Here is a 21,283-nt window from a genome sequence, read left to right as displayed (position 1 = left end):
GCCCGCAGACGGTTAACCGGGAATCTTGCCGCCGAGTTCATCCTCGATATGGGCGCGGATGATCTCGTCGAAACTCTTCTCGGCCACAAAACCGAGTTCTCGTGACCGCCGCGCCTCGAACCGCGTCGGCCAGCCCTTGACGATCGCCCAGATCGTCTCATCTGGCTCCTCGCGGATCAACTTCACTGCCTTCGCGCCGGCAATGCGTTCCAGCGCCTCGATCTGCTCGCCGACGGTGACGGCGACGCCCGGCATCGTCAGGTTACGGCGCGGCCCGACAGCCGCACCATCGATTTCAGCCGCATGGATCAGGAAGTTCACGGCCGAGCGCGGGCTGGCATGGGTGTGCACGACCGAGCGCGGCACCGGCAGGATCGCCTCGTGGCCGCTCAGCGGCTCGCGGATGATGCCGGAGAAGAAGCTGGAGGCCGCCTTGTTGGGCTTGCCTGGCCGCACGCAGATCGTCGGCAGCCGGATGCCGATGCCGTCGAAGAAACCGCGCCTGGTATAGTCGGCCAGCAGCGCCTCGCTCATCTGTTTCTGCGTGCCGTAGGAGGTCAGCGGCGTCGGGTGGAAGTCATCGGGGATGACATCCGGGAACGGCGCGCCGAACACGGCGATCGATGAGGTGAAGACGATGCGCGGCGCAAAGCCCCCCAACCGGATGGCATCGAACAGCGCCCGCGTCCCGTCGAGATTGACGCGGTAGCCGAGATCGAAATTGGCTTCCGCCTCGCCGGACACGATGCCGGCGAGGTGGAAAATGACGTCGGGACGCGACGCGACCAGGCTTTCGGCGGCGCCCGCCTCGGCGAGATCGCCGGTATGGGTATGGATGCTGACACCGTCGAGGGTCGGCGCCTGCGGCGGCACGATGTCGTGCAGTTCGAGTGCGGTGATCTTCTTGCCGCGCAGCGTGCCGTCCTTGGCCAGCCGGGCGATGAGTTTGCGGCCGACCATGCCCGCGGCGCCGGTGATCAGAATGCGCATGTCAAACTTCCCTTATTTGTCCTGGTTCTTGCGCTGGCTGCGGGCCCGCAGCCAGAAAACCGTAAAAAACGCCAGCACGAAGACGACGCCGAAAATGCCCGCGAGCACTGTCGAAAGGCTGCCGAGTGCCAGCATCACGGTCGGCAGATAAAAGGCCGCCGTGCCGAACAGAAGTATGATCAACAGCGCAGCGATGGCCGAATTCCTGGTATCTCGGTCCATTAGGCTGGACCAGGACGGCGGGCGTTGGTCAAGCTGGCTTCCAAGGCAGTGAAACTCCTGAGGCAGGGCCGGTCATTGACCGGGCCTAGTGGTGGTGGCCGTGATGCGCGGCCGCATCGTGGTCATACTCATGACCGTCGCCGGCGTCGGCGCATTGGCCGAACTCCGGTTCCACGGTGGCATGGCTGATGGCGTGCTCGCTGGCAAGCCGCTTCTTGATGGCGCTGACCGCCTGGTGCGCGTCGACGCCTTGGTCCAGGCAGGCATGCAGCGTCGCCATGTTGCTGGCGCCGTCGAGCGACCAGATATGCATATGGTGCACTTCACGCACGCCCTGGATGGTCTTTTCGAGGTCCCTGGCGATGAGATCCCGGTCAAGGCTCTCCGGCACGCCTTCGAGCAGCACATGGGCCGCGGCACGCATCAGCGACCATGCCGTCGACAGGATCAGCAACGCGACGAGCACCGACAGGATCGGGTCGATCGGCGTCCAGCCGGTCGCAAGGATGACAACCGCCGCCACGATCGCCGCAGCCGAGCCCAGCAGGTCGCCAAGCACATGCAATATGGCGCCGCGCATGTTGAGGCTCTCGCGATCGCCGCCATGCAGCGCCAGGAAGGAGCCTATATTGACCAGCAGACCGAGCACCGCCACGACCAGCATCGGTCCGCCCAGCACCGGCGGCGGCCTCTGCAGGCGCTCCCACGCCTCATAGACGATCCAGAGCGCGATAACGAAGATGGCGATGCCGTTGGTATAGGCGACCAGCGTCTTCACCCGGCTAAAGCCGTAGGTGAGACGGCCCGTCCCCGGCCGGTCCGCGAGATGAAACGCATACCAGGCAAGGCCGAGCGCGATGGCGTCGGCAAGCATGTGGCCGGCGTCCGCCAGCAGCGCCAGCGACCCGGTGAAAAGACCGCCAAACGCTTCCGCCACCATGAAGCCCGCCGTCAGGCAGGCCGCGATCAGGACGCGCTTCTTGTCGGTCGAGCCATGCACATGGCCGGCCCCGTGATCATGCCCGCTATGGTCGTGGGAATGGGCATGCGCCAATGGCAGACTCCTGAAGCGCTTTGTTACCACGCAATTCCGGACGGAAAACCGCCACGCACTTTTCCTGGACGTGCCCTAAGCCCCGAACTCCGCGCGAAAATCCTCGAGCCGTCGTTTCTGCTGGCCGGCGCCGTCGAAATTGGCCGGATCGAGCCACGCCTCATAGGCTTTGCGAAGGGCCGGCCACTCCTTGTCGATGATCGAATACCACGCGGTATCGCGGTTTTCACCCTTGACGATGAGATGCTGGCGGAAAATCCCCTCGAACTTGAAGCCGAACCGTTCAGCGGCCCGCTTCGACGGCTCGTTGCGGTTGTTGCACTTCCATTCGTAGCGCCGGTAGCCGAGCTCGTCGAAGACATATTTCATGAACAGGAACTGCGCTTCCGTCGCTGCCGGCTTGCGCGAGATGATCGGCCCCCAATAAATGTGGCCGATCTCGATGACGCCGTTGGTCGGATCGATGCGCAACAACGTCTGGCGACCTGCGACCTTGCCGCTGGCCTTGTCGATGACGGTGAAGAACAGCGGATCCTCACTGGCTTCGACCTTGTCCAGCCAAGGCTGGAAGGCGGCACGGGTTTCCGGCGGATAGTCCGGCAGCCAGGCGAAGCGGCCATCGACGTCGGAAACCGAGGACGCCTCATAGAGGCCATCACCATGCTTTGCGGCACTCAGCGGTTCGAGCCTGACAGTGCGGCCCTCCAGAACCTTGCGCTCCGGGCGCGGACGCGGTTGCCAATCCTTGAGATTTTCCGACACCGAAAACTCCAATCCGTTTGACTTTTGCCCGATGAGGCTCACAAAAACGCAACGTCATGGTAAGAACCACACGGACGGGAAAAATGCTCCACACGATTTCGGCCTTCGATCGTCTCGGCGAGGAAAACGCCTTTGCCGTGCTGGCGCGCGCGACGGCGCTGGCGAGCCAGGGCCGCGACATCGTCAACCTCGGTATCGGCCAGCCCGACTTCAAGACGCCGCAGCACATCGTCGAAGCCGCGATCAAGGCGCTGCGTGACGGCCATCACGGCTACACGCCGGCCAACGGGCTTCTGGCAACGCGCGAAGCGGTGGTGCGGCGCACGCTGACCACCACCGGCGTCGAGGTCTCGCCCGAAGCCGTGATGATCCTGCCCGGCGGCAAGCCGACCATGTTCGCCGCCATCCTGATGTTCGGCGAACCCGGCGCCGAGATCCTCTATCCGGACCCCGGCTTTCCCATCTACCGCTCGATGATCGAGTTCACTGGTGCGGCACCAATCCCGGTGCCTATGCGGGAGGAGAACGGCTTCGCCTTTTCGGCCGAGGAGACGCTGGCGCTCATCACCCCCAGGACGAGGCTGCTGATCCTCAACTCACCGGCCAACCCGACCGGCGGCGTGACGCCGCGCGCCGAGATCGAAAAGTTGGTCAAGGGGCTGGAAAAGCACCCCGACGTCGCCGTCCTCTCCGACGAGATCTACGACGTGATGACCTATGACGGCGAGACGCATTGTTCGCTGCTCCGCTACCCCGAGATCCGCGACCGCCTGATCGTGCTCAACGGCTGGTCCAAGACCTGGGCGATGACCGGCTGGCGCATGGGCTGGTCGATCTGGCCCAACGGCGACAAGGGTGCCCATCTCTATGACAAGGTGCGCAAGCTGGCGGTCAATTGCTGGTCCTGCGTCAACGCGCCGAGCCAGTTCGCCGGCATCGCGGCCATCGACGGCCCGCAGGACGACGTCGACAAGATGATGCGTGCTTTCGACCGGCGCCGGAAGGTCGTCGTCGAAGGGTTGAACGCCTTGCCCAACATCTCCTGCATCACGCCGAAGGGCGCGTTCTATGCCTTCCCCAACGTGTCGAAGACCGGCTGGAAGGCAAAGAAGCTCGCCTCCGCCTTGCTTGACGATGCCGGCGTGGCGCTGATCGGCGGTCCCGATTTCGGCATTCTCGGCGAAGGCTATGTCAGGCTCTCCTACGCCAACTCCGAGGAGAACATTTTGCGCGCGCTGGACAGGATCGGAGCGTTCCTGGCGAAGTGAGGCTCAAGGCGGGCCGGTCTCCTCGTCGAGATAGGTTACGGCCGGCCGCCACGGCGGCGTCATGAGCCGTCCGGAGGCGCTTGGCCAAGGCTGGGCGGGCATGCCGAAAACGGCTACGACTTCCGCGGATCAGAAAAGATGAGGGACCCCGGATGTTCTACGCAATCCTTGCCTATCACGTCGAAGATGCGATCAAGGCGCTGACGCAGCAGGAAGATGCGGCGCTGATGGCCGAGTTGCTGAAGATAAACACCCGGCTTCACGAGGAAGGCGCGCTTGGACCCTCCGCGCGTCTGGGGGCAACACAGGATGCGTGCACGCTGCGCGGCCCGGGCGACGGCGTGATCCTCGACGGCCCTTTCGCCGAGACCAAGGAACAGTTGCTTGGCCTCTATGTCGTCGACTGCACCACGAGAGACGACGCCATCGCGATCGCCCGCGACCTTCGCCGCGTCAATCCTACAGCCGTTTACGAGATCAGGCCCATTTTGCTCTTCAAGCCCGGCGTGCCGCTGGCGGGCAAATGAGCGGGCTGCGAAAGTCCCGCCGGCATCCGCCGCTCAGCCGCGCCCGACAAACGGCATCTTGGTCGCCATCACGGTCATGAACAGCACATTGGCGTCAAGCGGCAGGCTGGCCATGTGGAGGACGGCATTCGCGACATGCTGGACATCCATCACCGCTTCGGCGGCGATGGAGCCGTTGGCCTGCGGCACGCCGACGGTCATCGGCTGCGCCATATCGGTCAGCGCATTGCCGATGTCGATCTGGCCACAGGCGATATCATAGGGGCGGCCGTCGAGCGCCAGCGTCTTGGTCAGCCCGGTGATCGCATGCTTGGTGGCCGTATAGGGCGCCGAGCCCGGGCGCGGCGCATAGGCCGACACCGAGCCGTTGTTGATGATGCGGCCGCCCATCGGCCGCTGCTTGCGCATGGCGCCGAAGGCGGCGCGCGCGCACAGGAACGAACCTGTGAGGTTGACCCCGACGATCTCGTCCCACACCGCGACCGGGATCTCGTCGATCGGCGTCGACTTGTAGCCCATACCGGCATTGTTGAAGAGCAGGTCGACGCGGCCAAAAGCCTCCGCCACCGTCTCGAAGAGGTCATCGACTTCGCCGGCCTTGCTGATGTCGCATGCAACCGCCAGCGCCTTGGCCTCCGTCGGCCCGGCCTCGGCGACCGCCGCGTCCAGCACCGATTTGCGCCGACCGCAGAACACCGTGTTCCAGCCCGCCTTGAGCAGCGCCGTAGCGACGCTTTTGCCGATGCCCGTGCCGGCGCCAGTGACGATGGCGGTTTTCTGCTCGGTCATGGCTGTCCTCCGAATGTACGTCGACCAAAAAGCGCGTAGCGGTTTTGGGACAATGGCATGCGTAAGACAATAGCCAAGCGTGCGGCGCGTTCCCTGAAGCACCCAAAAAGGTGCCGGTTTTGCTGTTTGGGAACGGACTTCGGGGGATGATCGGGGCCAGTTTTCGGCGCAGCTACCCGCCGACAAAAAGGGCGGTCATTGGCGACCGCCCTGATCTGAATCGGGCTTGGGAGGAGGAAAAGCCGATCCGACTGTGTAGAATGATGCGCTTCCTGAGTTAATGAAAGGTTAACGCTGGAAACGTGGCCTGTGCCGTTTTGGCCTACCAGCGCGGATTGGGCGAGGTGCCCGCCTTGGCCGCCGGCACCTTGGCCGCTGAAACCGTCGCCTCGACATGGTCGACCAGCGCGTCCGGCAGGCCCAGCCGTCCGGCGAGCAGGTCGAGATAGCCGCGCTCGGCGCGCGTGTCGGGATCGATGGTGAGGCGCGAGGCAGTGTAGAGTTCGAGCTTCTGTGCGTCGGTGTGGGCGCCGGCCACCAGCGTGTCGAGATCGAGCGGCTTCTCCAGTTCGGCCATCAGGAATCTCTCGGCCTCGGCGCCAATCCCTGCAAGGCTGAGCTTGCCGGCGATCTTCTTGCGCTCGTCGTCGTCGACATGGCCATCAGCCTTGGCGGCCGAGATCATCGCCCGCACCAGCGTCAGCGTGAATTCATCCTCGCCTTGCGGCGCCTGCGACGGATGGAAGGCCGTGTCCTTGGGCGGCGGCAGCAATTCCGGTTCGCCGGCGGCTGGCGCTTGCTCCGGCGCGTTGCCGGCCTTGTAGTTCTGGTAGGCCTTGTAGGCGAGGCCGCCGATCGCGGCGAGCCCGCCGAGCTTCACGGCTGCACCCGTCACTTCGCGGCCGGCACCCGTTCCAAGCAGCACCGCCGCCAGCGCGCCTGCGGCCAGCGGGTTGTCCTTGGCCATCTGCACCGCCTGCCCGGCCTTGTCGCGGACAGTGCCGCTGGTGCCGGGAATTTGCGAGCCGAGCAGATCGTCGAGAAGCTTCTTGGGATCGAACATTCAATGCCTCCAGCATGGGCCCGGCCGAACGGGCAGGTTTCGAACCCCGAAGACGTAGGTCCCGAAGCTTGACATTGCAATGACAGCCGGCCCTCTGCCGGTGGCCCGGATGCCTCGATCAGGATCCGATATGCGGTCCTTTGCCGCGCGCATCGGCGAGCGCCACCTGCCGCTGACGCTCCGCGTAGCGCTTGCGGTCTTCGTCCGAACGGGCGTCGAAGCAATGCGGGCAGGAAACGCCCGTGGCATATTTCGGCGACGTCAGCTCGCTGGCCGTCACCGGCTGGCGGCAGGCTCGACACAGTTCCGCTTCGCCCTCGGCGAGGCCGTGCGATACGGAAACCCGCTCGTCGAAGACGAAGCACTCGCCCTGCCACAGGCTCTGCTCCGCTGGAACCTCCTCGAGATATTTGAGGATACCACCCTTGAGGTGGAAGACGTCCTCGAAGCCGAGCGACCTGACATAGGCGGTCGCCTTTTCGCAGCGTATGCCGCCGGTACAGAACATCGCCACCTTGCGGCCTTCGAAATCCGCCCTGTGCGCTTCCACCCAGGCCGGAAAATCGCGAAAGCTCGCGGTCGCCGGGTCGACCGCGCCCTTGAAGGTGCCGATCGAGACCTCATAGGCGTTGCGCGTGTCGACGACGATCGTGCCGGGCTCGGAAATCAGCGCGTTCCAATCGGCGGGCGCCACATAGGTCCCCGCACTCGTCGCCGGGTCGATATCCTCGACGCCCATGGTGACGATCTCGCGCTTCAACCGCACCTTCATGCGGTGGAACGGCATTGCCGCAGCCACGCTGTACTTGACCTCGAGGCCAGCCAGCCCATCGATAGTTTCGATATGCTCGATGAGCTCGGCGATCGCGGCTTCGCTGCCGGCAACGGTGCCGTTGATCCCTTCATGCGCCAGGAGCAGCGTGCCCTTGATACCGCGTCCGCGGCAGAAGGCCGCGAGCGGCACGCGCAGCTCGCCGAACGCGTCCAGCCGGGCAAACCGGTAAAGCGCGGCGACGCGGACAGGCTGGGATGGCGCGGACGGTGTCATTGTCCGCAGCAACTAGACGCTCATGGCAACCGATTCAAGGCGACGCCGTTCATCAGCCCGTCATTGTGTGTGATGGTAATGGCCGGCTTGATCATCCCAGGACGCGTGACACCGCGACACGCTTCGTTTCATGGACAGAAAAACACGCGTCTGCTAATCGGTTGAATTGCCCACGATATGGAGAGACAAATGCCCAGCAAGACCGAGAAACTCCTGTCGCTCCTCAATGGCCAGCCGGTCATTCCGGTCCTCAGGATCGCCGATGTGGCCGACGCCGTGCCGCTGGCCCGCGCCCTGGCGCGTGGCGGCCTGCCGGCGATCGAGATTACCCTGAGAACCGCCGATGCTCTGGAAGCGATCCGGAAGGTGGCGGCTGAGGTCGAAGAGGCCATCGTCGGCGCCGGCACCATTCTGGACGCCAGGCAATTCAACGAAGCCGCGTCCGCAGGCTCGCGCTTCATCGTCAGCCCCGGCATCACGCGCGAGCTTCTGGCTGAGGCCGCTGACAGCGAGGTCCCTCTGCTGCCCGGCGCCGTCACGCCCGGCGAGATCATGGCCGCGCGCGAGGCGGGCCTGCGCTTCCTGAAATTCTTCCCGGCCGAGCAGTCCGGCGGCATCGCTTCGCTGAAGGCCTTCGCCTCGCCGCTGGCGGATGTCAAATTCTGCCCGACCGGCGGCATCACCGGCAAGAACGCGGCCGACTACCTCAGCCTGCCTAATGTCATCTGCGTCGGCGGCTCCTGGGTCGCGCCCGACGATATGGTCAAGGCGGGCAAGTGGGATGAGATCGAAGCGCTGGCGCGCGCAGCGAGCAAGCTCGGGAATAGCTAATGCATGCCGCCCAAACGTGACATCGCTTTTGGGACGACGACGTGCATAAAGGGACCCTAAGCGCGTCGCATGAATCCAGTTCGACGCCGCGCTCCAGGCGCATGAAAAACCCGGCCGGCTTTCGCCGACCGGGTCAGTTGCTTGGACATGGTCAGTTACAGACCCTGACCTTCTCGACCACCTTGTGGTGATGCCGCCAATGCGTGACCACCCTGGTGCGGCAGTGATGCTTGCCGTTCTTGACGATCACTGTTTCAGCCTGCGACGGAACGATCGCGGCTGACGCGGCCGCCAGGGCCAGAACTGATGCCAATAGAATCTTCTTCATGAATATCCCCAGGTTGGAACGTACGCGTTCTAACCTGTAAACAGAGAGGCCGTTCCGGGTTCACGAGAAGTTCAGGCGCACGTGATTCCCACTGAGTGCGGTCGACGTCCTGTCGTAGCTGGTCATCGCTTCAACCCCTGGCGCACCCATCGGCGCCGTCGCCGATGAGCGGCCGCAAGCGCTTCGAAACTCCATATGCATCGCGCTTTTGGACGGCAAAAAGCCGCGCGGGTCGCCCAGCGCGGCTTCCGATTCCGGCCCGTTCGTTACTTCGTCTGGAAGCGAGCGACCGACAGGAACTTGACGGCGTTGCCGGTGAAGCGATTGGCATCGGCCATCTGGTTGCCCGACTGGAAGCCGGCTGTATAGACCTCGCTCGGCGGTGTATGCACGATGTTGTACGCATAGCCCGGCGCCGTCGTCGCGCTGGAAACGGTGGTGACGTTCTCGCCGCTGGTCAGCGCCCAGCGGGCGGCCTGCGGCGCGGCGGCGATCACCACAGCCTTGGGGCCGGGCTTCTGGTCGCGGGCGGTGGCCCTGGCTTCCTTGCGGGTCGTCTTCACGCCGGCGCCGATCGCGGCGACCGGGTCGGAACCGGCCGGGCGGGCGACGATAGCCTGGCGCGGCGATGCGGTGTTGACGTCAGACGGATCGTTGAAGGCCGAGCGCGGCTCTTCGGACAGCGACGCAACCTGATATTCGTCAGCATTGCCGACCTGGGCATTGGCCTCGTCCAGCACGGCCTTGACGGCATCCGGCTTGCTCGGCTCAGGCCGCGCCGTCGGTAGCACCGAGAACGCATCGGTCGCCGTCTTGCCGCGATCAGCGGTTTCAGCCAGCGCCATCAGTACGTCCTTGCCGGGCGGCGGTGCGAGGTCCGCCGGCAGCGAGTGTTCGGGACGCCATGTCGGCAAGGGGATGTTGTTGGCCGCAACCTGCGCCGGATCGGCTGATGCCGCAGCCGTCATGGCAGCAGGGTCGGCCTTGCCGAAAGGCATGTTCGCCGGCGCCTGCGCGATCGCCACGGCCTGCTCGGCGGTCGCCGTCGCATCCGCCATGGCGAACGGAACATTCGCAGGCGGCTGCGCACCGACATCGGCCTTCGGCCGCGGCGCGAAATCGGGCAGCGGAATCTCCTTGGCCGGCAGCGCGGCAATGATCGTTTCCGGCGTATCCTTCTCCGGCTCCGGAGCCTGCTCGTCGGCGACCTGCGGAATGTTGGCGCGCTGTGCATTCTCAGGCGCCACGACGGCGATGCCCGGGAGGTTGCTGCTCTTGGCAGTCGCGGCCGGCTTCAGGTCTCTAGCCTTGGGCGCCGGGGCAGCCGAAGCGGTCTCGACATCGGCGCTATCGTCGGCTTCATCGGAGCCGCCGCCGCCAAACAAGGCAGAGAGGAACCCACCGGACCTCTTGCCGCCGGCACTCGCAAGCTCGACGTTGGGCGTACCAGCACCTTTGCGTGCCTTGTAGGAGGCCAGCGCCTGTTCATAGCCAGGCAGCGGCCGGCCATCGCTCGGCACGTGCAGCGTCTTGCCGTTCGGGAACAGGCTGACCAGTTCCTGGCGGCTGATGCCGGGCCAGTGGCGCACATTGCCGACATCCATATGGACGAACGGCGAACCCGAGGTCGGATAATAGCCCACGCCACCGCCCTGCATCTTCAGGCCGATGTTGCGCAACTTCTTCAGCGGCACGCCGGGAATGTAGAAATCCATTGCCTTGCCGAGCATATGCTGGCTCTTCTCGGCGACGCCCTTGCTGCGGCTGCGCAGCATCGAATTTGTCGATGGCGAACGATAGCCGCAGACGACCTGAATATAGTCGGTGGCGCCGCTTTCCCGATACGCCTCCCAGACCAGGTCCAACAGACGCGGGTCCATCTTGGTCGGCTCGTTGCGACGCCAGTCGCGCAGGATGATGTTGATCTTCCTCAGGCCTTCCGGATCGTAGCGGCCATTGCGCTTGTAGACGATCTCGGCCTTCTCGTGCGTGTGGAGATGATAGAGCTTCAGCGAGCGAACTTCGGCCTGGGCGCCGGTGGCAGCCGCGGCAACAAACCCAAATGCGACAATCATCACAGCCAGCCATGCCGGCCAGACGCTCAAATGATTATGACGCCCGTTTGTGAGTCGTTCGATTCTGTTCAAATCAAAAGGCCTTGCAGGCTGCCGTTTGTCCCCGGATTTGCCCAAACGGACGTGTCGTTTTCACATCCGAATATCGATCCTAGTGGTTAATCATCGCTTATTGAAGTCGAAATGCGGTAACACCATGGCGATTTCCCGTCAAAAATTATTCACGAGGTCTCTTGGTAAACCGCTGGTTTACATCACGTTTCCGGCTTTGGCCGAAACACGATCTGTTACCGTTAGCCTTAATGCGTGAACAATGTCCCATCGAGCGTCGCCCCAACCCGCCCTGATGCGGCAGCGACACTCCATCAAGCGATATCGTGACGGGGAAAACTTGTCCCGGCCTTGCGCGAGAGCAATTTCAGGAAAGCGCGAAGCCATTTTCCTGGAATTGCTTCATAACTAAGGAGAGCGGTTCTGCTTCCGTGAACCGATGATCTAGGACGCGAGCCGGTCGATACGGCCTGTTTCCGGATCGATGCCGTATTCCTTTAGCTTGCGGTAAAGCGTCGAGCGGCCGATGCCGAGACGCCGGGCGACCTCGCTCATCTGGCCGTTATAGTGATCGATGGCGAGCCTGATCATCTCGAATTCGACGTCGGCCAGCGCCCGCACATTGCCGCGTTCGTCGAGTGCCCGCAGCGTGCCGAATCTGGGCTGAAACATGGCCGGCGGATCGGACTCTGCCGCCGGAACGTCGTCGCCGACCAGCACCTCCTCATCGCACGGCCCCGCGGGCGACGAAATGTGAGGCGCCGCATCGTCCGTTTCGAGATTGACGGTGCCTTCAACTTGCGCGCGGATCTGCGGAAAATCATCGATCGTCAGCACGTCGCCTTCACACAGCACCGAGGCGCGGAAGACGGCGTTCTCCAGCTGCCGGATGTTGCCAGGCCAATCATAGGCCTGCAGCACGGCAAGCGCTGCCGCCGAAATGCCTTGCAGGCGACGCCGAGGGTCGGCCGGCGCCACCTTCTCCATGAAATGCGTGACCAGGTGGGAAATGTCGTCGCGGCGGTCGCGCAGGGGCGGCACGAAGATCGGATAGACGTTCAGGCGGTAAAAGAGGTCCTCGCGGAACTTACCGTCCTTGACCTGCTGCAGCAGGTTGCGGTGCGTCGCCGAAATCAGCCTTATGTCGACTTTGACGGTCGAGCGGCCGCCGACCGGGTCGACCTCGCCGTCCTGGACGGCGCGCAACAGCTTCACCTGCACGTCGAGCGGCAGGTCGCCGATCTCGTCGAGAAACAGCGTGCCGGAATGCGCCTCGACGAATTTGCCGGTGTGCTTGTCGGTGGCGCCGGTGAACGAGCCTTTCTCGTGGCCGAACAGGATGCTCTCGACCAGATTATCGGGGATGGCGCCGCAATTGACGGTGACGAATGGTTTCGAGCGGCGGTCGCCGCTGCCCTGGATGGCACGCGCCACCAATTCCTTGCCGACGCCGGATTCGCCTTCGATCAGGATCGGGATGTTTGAGGCAGCCGCTTTCTGGCCGAGGCGTATCACCCGGTCCATGGCCGGACTGTGGGTGATCATGTCCCTGAAGGTCAGCAGCCCGCCGCGTTTGCGCGACGTGCGCTTGACCTCGCCCTCGACCGCCTCGACCTTGAGCGCATTGGAGATCGAAGCTTGCAGCCGGTCGGGCGAAGCCGGCTTGACGACGAAGTCGAAGGCGCCGTGGCGCATCGCCGAAACCACGGTTTCGATGCCGCCCTGCGCGGTCTGGACGATGACTGGCACGCTGATGTCGCGTTCGCGCATCGCCTTCAGCACGCCGATGCCGTCGAGTCCGGGCATGACCAGGTCGAGAATAACCACCGAGACGTCGCGGGCACCGGGCCCGTCAAGCACGTCGAGCCCGGCGGCGCCGCTGTCGACCACGATGGCCGTGTGGCCGAAGCGCGTCACCGCGGCTTCGAGCAGCCGGCGCTGCACGGGATCGTCATCGACTATGAGTATGGAACCTGTCATGACTGTCTTGGCTTGCCCGCGCCCGATATCCCCATGGATCATCTTGGCACAGGGTTCTAAAGAAGGTTTCAAAAAACCCGGTGAACGAATTCCTTAGGATTTGACCGGCTTCTCCATTCTCCCCGATTCTGGCCCCTTGATTCTGACCTCGTAATTCACAAAAGGTATTGTCGATGCGCATGATGTTTGGTCGGCGGCTTGCGGCACCGGCGTCCGGTCAGGGCGCGGCCGAGCTTGGCGATCTGCCGGAATGGAACCTTGCCGACCTCTATGCCGGCATGGACGCGCCGGAACTGAAGCGTGACATCGCCAGGGCCGCTGCCGACGCGATCGCTTTCGAAACGCGCTGGAAGGGCACGCTCGCCGCCGAGGCCGGGCGCGGCGGCACCGGCAGGCTGGGCGAGGCGCTGGTTGCCTACGAAGCACTGGAAGAGCTGATCGGCCGCATCGTCTCCTATGCCGGCCTGATCTATGCCGGCAACACCGCCGACCCGCAGCGCGCCAAGCTCTATGGCGACGTCCAGGAGAAGATGACCGACGCCAGCGCGCATCTTTTGTTCTTCGCGCTCGAACTGAACCTGATCGACGACGCCGCGATCGAAGGAGCGCTCGTTGCCGACCCGGTGTTCGGCCACTACCGGCCCTGGGTGCTCGACCTTCGCATGGACAAACCTTACCAGCTCGAGGATCGCGTCGAGCAGGTTTTCCACGAGAAGTCGATCACCGGGCGCGGCGCCTGGAACCGCCTGTTCGACGAGACGATGACCGACCTCCGTTTCGACGTCGATGGCGAGGAGCTGACACTGGAGCCAGCGCTGAACCGCCTGCAGGATGCCGATGGTGAGGTGCGCCGCCGAGCCTCCGAGGCGCTGGCCGCGACCTTCCGCAAGAATCTGCGCACCTTCACGCTGATCACCAACACGCTGGCCAAGGACAAGGAAATCTCCGACCGCTGGCGCGGCTTCGAGGACATCGCCGATTCACGGCACCTTGCCAACCGGGTCGAGCGTGGCGTGGTCGACGCGCTCGCCACCGCGGTGCGCGAGGCCTATCCGCGCCTGTCGCATCGCTATTACGCGATGAAAGCGCGCTGGCTTGGCATGGAGGTGATGAACCATTGGGACCGCAACGCGCCTCTGCCGGAGACGCCGCAGGCGGTGATCGGCTGGGATGAGGCCCGGAACACGGTACTCTCGGCTTACCATCGCTTCTCGCCCGAAATGGCCGAGATCGCACGCACCTTCTTCGACCGCAACTGGATCGACGCCCCGGTGCGCCCGGGCAAGTCGCCAGGCGCCTTCGCGCACCCGACCGTGCCCTCCGCGCACCCCTATGTGTTGCTCAACTACATGGGCAAGCCGCGCGACGTGATGACGCTGGCGCATGAGCTTGGTCACGGCGTGCACCAGGTGCTGGCCGCCGGCCAGGGGGCACTGATGGCCTCGACACCGCTGACGCTGGCCGAGACGGCCTCCGTCTTCGGCGAGATGCTGACCTTTCGTTCGCTGCTCGAGCGGACCACAGACAGGCGTGAGCGCAAGGCCATGCTCGCCCAGAAGGTCGAGGACATGATCAACACGGTGGTGCGCCAGATCGCCTTCTACGAATTCGAGCGCAAGGTGCATGCCGAGCGCCGCAACGGCGAACTGACATCCGACAGGCTCGGCCAGTTCTGGCTGGAGGTGCAGGCCGAGAGCCTGGGGCCCGCGATCAAGTTGCGCGAGGGCTACGAGGTCTTCTGGACCTACATTCCGCACTTCATCCACTCGCCCTTCTACGTCTACGCCTATGCTTTCGGCGACTGCCTGGTGAACTCGCTCTACGCCGTCTACCAGAATGCCGAGCGGGGCTTCCAGGACAAGTATTTCGAGATGTTGCGCGCCGGCGGCACCAAGCATCACTCCGAGCTTCTGGCGCCTTTCGGGCTCGACGCCACCGATCCCGCCTTCTGGCAGATCGGACTTGGCGTGATCGGCGGCCTGATCGACGAACTGGAAGCACTGGACGGCTGATATGTCTCTCGTCCGCGAAGAACAGTTTCGCCGGAAAACGTGCTGGAACCACATTATTCTTGTCCTAAATATTTGTTCTTGAAGAACTCTCCGCGAAAGTTTTCGGATAGCTTTCCGTAAGCTCTATGATAGCCTTCGCTGCAAGTTCAGCCGGAGCGCGTGCGGATCGGCGGGGAAAATCTCAGCCGGTCGTGGCGCTCAGGCGAACGCGACAGCGGCCGTTGGCCCACAGGCAGGCAAAGCCGATCGCCGACAGCTCGACCGAAGCAGGCTGTTCCGCGAGCCGTGGAACCACCATCGAGTAGTCCCGCCGAAAGTCATGGCCTCATGCCACGGCAGACGGACCTGACTGGAGAGAGAGACAATGGGCACTTTTTTCTACATGCTCCTGGCGTTCCTTGTGGGTGTACTGGTTGGCTGGTTCCTCTGGGGCCGTCTGCGCGGTGAGCTCGACAGCCTGCGCGGCGACCTCGACCGCACCCGCGGCGAGCGCGACAGGCTGCGTGCCGACAGCGACCGCCTGACCGGCGAACTCAATGCATGTGGCAAGTCCCGCGCCGATCTCGAGCGCCAGTTGCGCGAGGCGCAGGCTTCCTCGGGAACCGGCGCGGCGAAGGCCAGTCAGTCGCCGGCAGTCCCGGTGTCGGCGCCGGCTGCTGCCAAATCCGCTCCGGCGGCGGCCAAGGCTGCGCCTGCCAAACCGGCCGCGAAGGCCGCGCCAGCGACCACAGCCAAATCGGCCGCGCCGAAGCCATCCGCTCCAGCCAAACCGGCCGCGAGCAAGCCCGCAGTCTCCCCAGCTTCGGCAACAAAGAGTTCGGCCGCGTCCAAGCCGGTAGCCACCAAGAAGGCTGCACCGGCGGCAGTCAAGCCGGCAGCTGCAAAGCCCGACAATCTGCGCCGGTTGATCGGCATCGGCCCGGTCAACGAGAAGCTGCTCAGGGGACAAGGCGTGACCAGCTTCGCCCAGATCGCAGCCTGGACGGCCGACGACATCGAGCGGATCGAACACGCCCTGCAATTCGGCGGTCGCGTCGAACGCGAGCGCTGGGTCGAACAGGCCAAGCTGCTGGCCGCCGGCGACGAGAGGGAATTCGCCCGGCGCTTCCCCAGCGCGGGAACTTCCAGCAATAGCTGAACGGCCAAGGCAAGGGCAACAACCGGCGACGCCACGGGCGCCGCCGGTTTTCTTTGCCGCAGGGCAGGTCGCCTAAGGTCGGCCCATAGGTCGGCTTTGAGGGACAGGGCGCCGTTCCCTCGATTGCGCGCGGCCGACCTCCCATATAGAGCGATCGTCGGCCTTATCGATCTCGGTTCCCATGTCCCTGCCCGCCGCCATTTTCCGCAACGACGACAGCGCGCGCCAGCTCGTTTTCGACCGGCCGGCCGACATCATCGTGGCGCATGGCGCCCGGGATTTCGCGCCGGCGCTGCAGGCCGCGCAAGCCGCGCACGACGCCGGCAAATGGCTGGCCGGCTATTTCTCCTACGAAGCGGGTTACCTGCTCGAGCCGAAACTTGTGCCCCTGCTGCCGGAGGGGCGCCGTGCGCCGCTGGTCTGCCTTGGCGTCTTCGATGCGCCGGTCGAGGAGGCGGTGCCTGCGCGCACGGCTGCAGCGACCAATGGCCCGATCTTCGATGCAAGGGCGGCCTGGTCGTTCGACGACTATGAGAAGCGTTTTACGCGGCTGCACCAGCACATCAGACAAGGCGATTGCTACCAGGGCAATCTGACCTTTCCGGTGCAGGCGCAATGGTCGGGCGATCCGCTGGCAGCCTTCGACGCGCTGACCGAACGTCAGCCGGTGAAATATGGCGCGCTGGTCGCAATGGGGAACCCGATCGTGCTGTCGCGCTCGCCCGAACTCTTCTTCGAGATCGACGCGCAAGGCATGATCGAGACCCATCCGATGAAGGGCACCGCGCCGCGCGGCGCGACCAAGGCCGAAGACGAGCGGCAGAAGAACTTCCTGCGCAACGACGAAAAGAACCAGGCCGAGAATCGGATGATCGTGGATCTCCTGCGCAACGACATCTCGCTGATCAGCGAGGTCGGCACGCTGGAGGTGCCGGAACTGTTCCGCATCGAGAGCTACCCGACTGTTCACCAGATGGTCAGCGACGTCAGGGCGAAGCTGCTGCCCGGTCTCACCATCCGCCAGATCTTCGCGGCGTTGTTTCCCTGCGGCTCGATCACCGGGGCGCCAAAAATCCGCGCCATGGAAATCCTGCACGATCTCGAAGGCATGCCGCGCGACGTCTATTGCGGCGCCATCGGCTGGATCGCTCCCGGAGGCACCATGCGCTTTTCCGTGGCGATCCGCACCATCTCGCTCTTTGCCAATGGCGAGGCCGTCTACAATGTCGGCGGCGGCATCGTTTTCGATTCGGTCGCCGAAGAGGAGTATCAGGAGTGTCTGCTCAAAGCCCGCTTCGCGACGGGGACACCGCCGATTTCGAGCTGATCGAGACCATGCGCTGGGAGCCGGGGACGGGCTTCCTGCGCTTCGATCGCCACCTTGCGCGCCTCTATGGTTCGGCGGGGGAGCTCGGCTTTGCCTGCGATCCGCGAAGGATCGCAGAGGTGCTGAGCGACGCCCTCGATGGCGCCCGTGGCGCCATGCGCACCCGGCTTGCCTTGTCGCGCAACGGCGACCCGACCGCCTCGGCGCAGCCTTATGAACCGCTCGCCGCCGACAAGGTCTGGATGCTGCGGCTGGCGCGAACGAAGCTCGATTCGAACAACAAGCTGCTGCGCCACAAGACCAGCCGGCGCCAGCTCTACACCCATGCCCGCTCCGAATATCTCGTCACCCAGGCCGACGAGGTGATCCTGGTCAATGAGCGAGGCGAAATCTGCGAGGGCACCATCACCAATATCTTCGCCGATTTCGGCGACGGCGTGCTGGCAACACCCCGGCTCGACTGTGGCTTGCTGCCTGGCGTACTGCGCGAGGCGCTTCTGGATGAAGGCCGGGCCGAGGAAGCAATCTACAGCTACGATGATCTGATGTTGGCCAAGGCGTTGTTCGTCGGCAATTCGCTGCGCGGCCTGGTCCCGGCGAGGCTGGCCTGACAGGCGGCCCGGAGAATGCGACAGTCGAAAATGAGTCTTCGCCAGCCCACCCATACGCCCTATGACGGCTCCTCGAAACTCTTCACCATCGGGTTGAAGCCGCTCGACCCCGCGGACTGGATCGAGATCGACGACCATCTGCCGGCGTATCTCGCCGAGAAGCGCCGGCTTTACGCCGAAATTCCGGAGCGGGTCTTCGTCGAGGAGGACGGGACTCGCGATGCCCAGCAGGAAGTGCTCGACCTGCTCGGCGTATACCTGCCTCAGAGATTTCCGGGCACCTATAGGCGCACCGATGCGGGCATCGAAATTGTGGGCGCCACGAAGCAACCTGCCCTGCCTTCCGGTATCTGCAGCGCACCGCTCGTCGAAGCCTCCCTGCTGGTTCAGGAAGACCTGATCCTGATGCGCCGCGACGACAGCGGCTGGCGGCTCGCCGCGGGTTCGCTGTGCTTCCCTTCGTCCTGGTCGCTCAATGAAAAATTCGGCAAGCCGCTGCAGCAGATCCACGCGCCGGTGCCGGGCTTCGGCCCGGGCACCAGGCCGGCCGAATTGATCAACCGCATGTTCGACGGCCTGCAGGGCCAAGCCGTCGAACGCTACAACTGGTCGATCCAGTCGGGCGATGCGCTCTACCATCCCCTGTCCAACGTCGAGCGCATCGACCGCGCCACGAACCGGCCGACACGCTTCCCCGACGGTGACGTCAAGGCGCACGCCTTCATCCGCGTCGAGCGCCAGACGCTGCGCAAGCTGCCCTCTTCGCGCGACATCCTGTTCACCATCCGAATCCATCTCGATCCGCTCGCCGTGCTGGCGCGGCACCCCGACCGGACGACGCTCGCAATGTCCTTTGCCGCCCAGCTTAAAGAACTCGATCTTGCCCAGCTCGACTACAAGGGCCTGACATCGGACCGCGATCGGCTGGTGTCGGTCCTTAACCACATGGCCAAGGATGGCTAGCCACGGGTTGGCGCTTTTCGCTGGTTTATGACAATGATCTGTGATGTAGCGCATGGCCGTTGGCGAAAATGCCTGGCTTTTTTGCACGTGTCTGAAGGAGTGCTCGATAAAATGGCGAATGAAAACTGGCCTGTTTACGGTGAGATCACCGGCCCTGTGGTGATGATCGGCTTCGGTTCGATCGGACGGGGAACGCTGCCTCTCATCGAACGCCATTTCAAGTTCGACAAGTCGCGCATGACTGTCATCGACCCGCGCGATACCGACCGCAAGCTGCTCGACGAGGGCGGCATCGCCTTCGTCCAGGAAGCAGTGACCGAGAAGAACTACAAGAAGCTTTTGACGCCGCTTCTGACCAATGGCGGCGGCCAGGGCTTTTGCGTCAACCTCTCAGTCGATACCGGTTCGGTGGACCTGATGAAGCTCTGCCGCAAGCTTGGCATGCTCTATATCGACACCGTCGTCGAGCCATGGCTGGGCTTCTATTTCGATGCCAAGGCCGACAATGCCAGCCGCACCAACTATGCGTTGCGCGAAGCGCTGATGAAGGAAAAGCACGACAAGCCGGGCGGCGCCACCGCCGTCTCCACCTGCGGTGCCAACCCGGGCATGGTCTCGTGGTTCGTCAAGCAGGCGCTGGTCAACCTCGCCACCGACCTTGGCATGGACTTCTCGGAGCCGGCACAGGACGACCGTGAGGGCTGGGCCAAGCTGATGAAGAAGGCCGGCGTCAAGGGCATCCACATCGCCGAGCGTGACACCCAGCGCACCAAGAAGCCGAAGCCGATGGATGTGTTCTGGAACACCTGGTCGGTCGAGGGCTTCATCTCGGAAGGATTGCAGCCCGCCGAACTCGGCTGGGGCACGCACGAGAAGTGGATGCCGAAGAACGGCAAGAAGCACAAGCACGGCTCCAAGGCCGCGATCTATCTCGAGCAGGCCGGCGCCAACACGCGCGTGCGCTCCTGGTGCCCGACCCCGGGCGCCCAATACGGCCTGCTGGTGACGCATAACGAGGCGATCTCGATCGCCGATTTCTTCACCGTCCGCTCCAAGAAGGGCAAGGTTCAGTACCGGCCGACCTGCCACTATGCCTACCACACCTGCAACGACGCGATGCTGTCGCTGGACGAGATGTTCGGCGCCGCCGGCAAGCCCCAGCCGGTGCACCACGTGCTTGACGAGAACGAACTGGTCGACGGCGTCGACGAGCTCGGCGTCCTGCTCTACGGCCACGACAAGAACGCCTACTGGTACGGCTCGCAACTGTCGCTCGCCGAGGCGCGCAAGCTGGCGCCCTATCAGAATGCCACCGGCATGCAGGTCACCTCGGCGGTTCTGGCCGGCATGGTCTGGGCGCTGGAAAATCCTCAGGCCGGCATCGTCGAAGCCGACGAGATGGATTACAGGCGCTGCCTGGACGTGCAGTTGCCTTATCTCGGGCCGGTCAAGGGTTACTATACCGATTGGACGCCGCTCGACCGGCGCCCGGGCCTCTTCCCCGAGGACCTCGACCGTAGCGACCCGTGGCAATTCCGCAACATCCTCGTCCGATAGCATCGCGCGCACCCTGCCCCATTGCCTTGCAATCGCCCGGAAATCGGGCGATTGAAGAGATGCGGCCTGGGCAGCGTGCGTCTTGTGGGACGCACGCCCGCTCCAGCACTTTGGACGTTCGCATCATGCCTTCCAAAATCGGATCTGATCTTTGGGCTGATGCGTTTGGAGAGGATTTCACATGACTATTGCGCGCAAAGTTCTTTCGATGGGCGTGGCGGGCGCCATTTCCACGATGCTCGCGGCCTGTGCCACCAGCGGTCCGGACGCGCCGCCGATGGCAGCCGCGCCGAAAGGCGTCGAAGGGTCGTGGATCGATGCCAAGGGCACCGGCTTGTCGACCTTCAATGGCGGAAAGTTCACGACCGTCGCCACCGATACCGGCCAGAAGCTTGCCGATGGCAGCTACACGATGACCGGCCCAACCTCGGTGCAGATCAACGGCACCTCGCTGATCCGCCAGACCGGCGTCAGCTTCAACTGCCTGCTGGTGTCCACCAGCCAGCTGAACTGCACCAGTTCAGCCGGCCAGAACTTCGTGCTGACACGGCGCGTCTGAACCAGCAGACATCGAGCTCATCGGGGACGGCGCCACTGGCCGCCGTCCTTTTTTTGCGCTTGCAAATACCCCGGGTTTTGCGCTTGCAAATACCCCGGGTTTTGCGCTTGCAAATACCCCGGGTTTTG

Annotated in this window: 20 protein-coding genes; 10 read left to right on the top strand and 10 right to left on the bottom strand. The window is 64.0% G+C overall.

The features are described from left to right. Positions 1 to 12 precede the first annotated feature (12 nt). The 4 genes from denD to FJ548_RS27510 all read right to left on the bottom strand — a co-directional run bounded on the left by denD (position 13) and on the right by FJ548_RS27510 (position 3,028). Positions 13 to 990, bottom strand: coding sequence for a D-erythronate dehydrogenase (denD, locus tag FJ548_RS27525; RefSeq protein ID WP_140607246.1), 978 nt, complete (start codon positions 988 to 990; stop codon positions 13 to 15). A 12-nt stretch (positions 991 to 1,002) separates the two neighbouring features. Next, entirely contained in the window at positions 1,003 to 1,212 is a 210-nt protein-coding gene (locus tag FJ548_RS27520; protein WP_140607247.1) for a hypothetical protein, read from the bottom strand. An 85-nt stretch (positions 1,213 to 1,297) separates the two neighbouring features. Continuing rightward, entirely contained in the window at positions 1,298 to 2,266 is a 969-nt protein-coding gene (locus FJ548_RS27515) for a cation diffusion facilitator family transporter (protein WP_140779541.1), read from the bottom strand. A gap of 75 nt (positions 2,267 to 2,341) precedes the next feature. Beyond that, on the bottom strand, positions 2,342 to 3,028 hold the full coding sequence (locus FJ548_RS27510; protein WP_140607249.1) for a GNAT family protein: 687 nt from the start codon (positions 3,026 to 3,028) through the stop codon (positions 2,342 to 2,344). An 83-nt stretch (positions 3,029 to 3,111) separates the two neighbouring features. Between FJ548_RS27510 and FJ548_RS27505 the strand changes: the two genes are divergently transcribed. Together FJ548_RS27505 and FJ548_RS27500 are read left to right on the top strand one after the other, a co-directional pair. Then, entirely contained in the window at positions 3,112 to 4,296 is a 1,185-nt protein-coding gene (locus FJ548_RS27505) for a pyridoxal phosphate-dependent aminotransferase (protein WP_140607250.1), read from the top strand. 152 nt (positions 4,297 to 4,448) lie between these two features. Then, positions 4,449 to 4,823 (top strand): YciI family protein, encoded by a 375-nt coding sequence (locus FJ548_RS27500; protein ID WP_140779540.1) that lies wholly within the window; start codon positions 4,449 to 4,451, stop codon positions 4,821 to 4,823. A gap of 33 nt (positions 4,824 to 4,856) precedes the next feature. On the opposite strand, the gene FJ548_RS27495 is transcribed toward FJ548_RS27500, so the two are convergent. The 3 genes from FJ548_RS27495 to FJ548_RS27485 form a co-directional block, all read right to left on the bottom strand. Beyond that, a complete protein-coding gene (locus FJ548_RS27495) occupies positions 4,857 to 5,612 on the bottom strand; it encodes an SDR family oxidoreductase (RefSeq protein ID WP_140690428.1) in 756 nt (251 codons plus the stop codon). Between the two features lie 322 nt (positions 5,613 to 5,934). Next, entirely contained in the window at positions 5,935 to 6,675 is a 741-nt protein-coding gene (locus FJ548_RS27490) for a tellurite resistance TerB family protein (protein WP_140607253.1), read from the bottom strand. A gap of 118 nt (positions 6,676 to 6,793) precedes the next feature. After that, positions 6,794 to 7,723, bottom strand: coding sequence for a rhodanese-related sulfurtransferase (locus FJ548_RS27485; RefSeq protein ID WP_140779555.1), 930 nt, complete (start codon positions 7,721 to 7,723; stop codon positions 6,794 to 6,796). A 189-nt stretch (positions 7,724 to 7,912) separates the two neighbouring features. Here FJ548_RS27485 and FJ548_RS27480 point away from each other — a divergent pair, with 189 nt between their 5' ends. Beyond that, complete coding sequence (locus tag FJ548_RS27480) at positions 7,913 to 8,554, top strand: 2-dehydro-3-deoxy-phosphogluconate aldolase (RefSeq protein WP_140779539.1); 642 nt, start codon at positions 7,913 to 7,915, stop codon at positions 8,552 to 8,554. A 151-nt stretch (positions 8,555 to 8,705) separates the two neighbouring features. Here the strand turns inward: FJ548_RS27480 and FJ548_RS30075 are convergent, their stop codons facing one another. The 3 genes from FJ548_RS30075 to FJ548_RS27470 all read right to left on the bottom strand — a co-directional run bounded on the left by FJ548_RS30075 (position 8,706) and on the right by FJ548_RS27470 (position 12,988). Further along, positions 8,706 to 8,882 (bottom strand): hypothetical protein, encoded by a 177-nt coding sequence (locus tag FJ548_RS30075; protein WP_181165494.1) that lies wholly within the window; start codon positions 8,880 to 8,882, stop codon positions 8,706 to 8,708. 266 nt (positions 8,883 to 9,148) lie between these two features. Continuing rightward, positions 9,149 to 10,957: a DUF882 domain-containing protein gene (locus tag FJ548_RS27475; protein WP_181168926.1), complete on the bottom strand. Its 1,809-nt coding sequence runs from the start codon at positions 10,955 to 10,957 to the stop codon at positions 9,149 to 9,151. A 495-nt stretch (positions 10,958 to 11,452) separates the two neighbouring features. After that, positions 11,453 to 12,988, bottom strand: coding sequence for a sigma-54 dependent transcriptional regulator (locus FJ548_RS27470; RefSeq protein ID WP_140779537.1), 1,536 nt, complete (start codon positions 12,986 to 12,988; stop codon positions 11,453 to 11,455). A gap of 173 nt (positions 12,989 to 13,161) precedes the next feature. On the opposite strand from FJ548_RS27470, the gene FJ548_RS27465 reads away from it, so the two are divergent. The 7 genes from FJ548_RS27465 to FJ548_RS27435 all read left to right on the top strand — a co-directional run bounded on the left by FJ548_RS27465 (position 13,162) and on the right by FJ548_RS27435 (position 21,155). Beyond that, positions 13,162 to 15,000 carry a M3 family oligoendopeptidase gene (locus tag FJ548_RS27465; protein WP_181168925.1) on the top strand — a complete coding sequence of 613 codons (1,839 nt, stop codon included), beginning with the start codon at positions 13,162 to 13,164 and terminating at the stop codon, positions 14,998 to 15,000. A gap of 364 nt (positions 15,001 to 15,364) precedes the next feature. Beyond that, positions 15,365 to 16,138: a proton-conducting membrane transporter gene (locus FJ548_RS27460; protein ID WP_140779536.1), complete on the top strand. Its 774-nt coding sequence runs from the start codon at positions 15,365 to 15,367 to the stop codon at positions 16,136 to 16,138. A gap of 169 nt (positions 16,139 to 16,307) precedes the next feature. After that, positions 16,308 to 17,465, top strand: a complete 1,158-nt coding sequence (locus FJ548_RS27455; RefSeq protein ID WP_181168928.1) for an aminodeoxychorismate synthase component I — start codon at positions 16,308 to 16,310, stop codon at positions 17,463 to 17,465. Beyond that, complete coding sequence (locus FJ548_RS27450; protein WP_140779534.1) at positions 17,414 to 18,076, top strand: aminotransferase class IV family protein; 663 nt, start codon at positions 17,414 to 17,416, stop codon at positions 18,074 to 18,076. Before FJ548_RS27455 ends, FJ548_RS27450 begins: the two co-directional genes overlap by 52 nt. Before the next feature lie 30 nt (positions 18,077 to 18,106). Beyond that, positions 18,107 to 19,039 (top strand): DUF3445 domain-containing protein, encoded by a 933-nt coding sequence (locus tag FJ548_RS27445; RefSeq protein ID WP_140779533.1) that lies wholly within the window; start codon positions 18,107 to 18,109, stop codon positions 19,037 to 19,039. 111 nt (positions 19,040 to 19,150) lie between these two features. Next, the gene (locus tag FJ548_RS27440; RefSeq protein WP_140779532.1) at positions 19,151 to 20,596 is read left to right on the top strand and encodes a homospermidine synthase; all 1,446 of its coding nucleotides are present in this window, start codon (positions 19,151 to 19,153) and stop codon (positions 20,594 to 20,596) included. A 181-nt stretch (positions 20,597 to 20,777) separates the two neighbouring features. Next, positions 20,778 to 21,155, top strand: a complete 378-nt coding sequence (locus FJ548_RS27435; protein ID WP_140759447.1) for a hypothetical protein — start codon at positions 20,778 to 20,780, stop codon at positions 21,153 to 21,155. The last annotated feature ends 128 nt before the right edge of the window (positions 21,156 to 21,283 follow it).

The sequence above is a fragment of the Mesorhizobium sp. B2-4-17 genome (assembly GCF_006441275.1).
GTDB lineage: Bacteria > Pseudomonadota > Alphaproteobacteria > Rhizobiales > Rhizobiaceae > Mesorhizobium.
The sequence above is the reverse complement of the archived record's forward strand: the minus strand, read 5'-3'. Positions and strand labels throughout refer to the sequence as shown.

Bases quoted from the DNA above. Each gene is read 5' to 3' on its own strand.
- denD (WP_140607246.1), bottom strand. From the start codon at position 990: ATGCGCATTCTGATCACCGGCGCCGCGGGCATGGTCGGCCGCAAACTC.
- FJ548_RS27520 (WP_140607247.1), bottom strand. From the start codon at position 1,212: ATGGACCGAGATACCAGGAATTCGGCCATCGCTGCGCTGTTGATCATA.
- FJ548_RS27505 (WP_140607250.1), top strand. From the start codon at position 3,112: ATGCTCCACACGATTTCGGCCTTCGATCGTCTCGGCGAGGAAAACGCC.
- FJ548_RS27500 (WP_140779540.1), top strand. From the start codon at position 4,449: ATGTTCTACGCAATCCTTGCCTATCACGTCGAAGATGCGATCAAGGCG.
- FJ548_RS27495 (WP_140690428.1), bottom strand. From the start codon at position 5,612: ATGACCGAGCAGAAAACCGCCATCGTCACTGGCGCCGGCACGGGCATC.
- FJ548_RS27490 (WP_140607253.1), bottom strand. From the start codon at position 6,675: ATGTTCGATCCCAAGAAGCTTCTCGACGATCTGCTCGGCTCGCAAATT.
- FJ548_RS27485 (WP_140779555.1), bottom strand. From the start codon at position 7,723: ATGACACCGTCCGCGCCATCCCAGCCTGTCCGCGTCGCCGCGCTTTAC.
- FJ548_RS27480 (WP_140779539.1), top strand. From the start codon at position 7,913: ATGCCCAGCAAGACCGAGAAACTCCTGTCGCTCCTCAATGGCCAGCCG.
- FJ548_RS30075 (WP_181165494.1), bottom strand. From the start codon at position 8,882: ATGAAGAAGATTCTATTGGCATCAGTTCTGGCCCTGGCGGCCGCGTCA.
- FJ548_RS27475 (WP_181168926.1), bottom strand. From the start codon at position 10,957: ATGATTGTCGCATTTGGGTTTGTTGCCGCGGCTGCCACCGGCGCCCAG.
- FJ548_RS27470 (WP_140779537.1), bottom strand. From the start codon at position 12,988: ATGACAGGTTCCATACTCATAGTCGATGACGATCCCGTGCAGCGCCGG.
- FJ548_RS27465 (WP_181168925.1), top strand. From the start codon at position 13,162: ATGCGCATGATGTTTGGTCGGCGGCTTGCGGCACCGGCGTCCGGTCAG.
- FJ548_RS27460 (WP_140779536.1), top strand. From the start codon at position 15,365: ATGGGCACTTTTTTCTACATGCTCCTGGCGTTCCTTGTGGGTGTACTG.
- FJ548_RS27445 (WP_140779533.1), top strand. From the start codon at position 18,107: ATGAGTCTTCGCCAGCCCACCCATACGCCCTATGACGGCTCCTCGAAA.
- FJ548_RS27440 (WP_140779532.1), top strand. From the start codon at position 19,151: ATGGCGAATGAAAACTGGCCTGTTTACGGTGAGATCACCGGCCCTGTG.
- FJ548_RS27435 (WP_140759447.1), top strand. From the start codon at position 20,778: ATGACTATTGCGCGCAAAGTTCTTTCGATGGGCGTGGCGGGCGCCATT.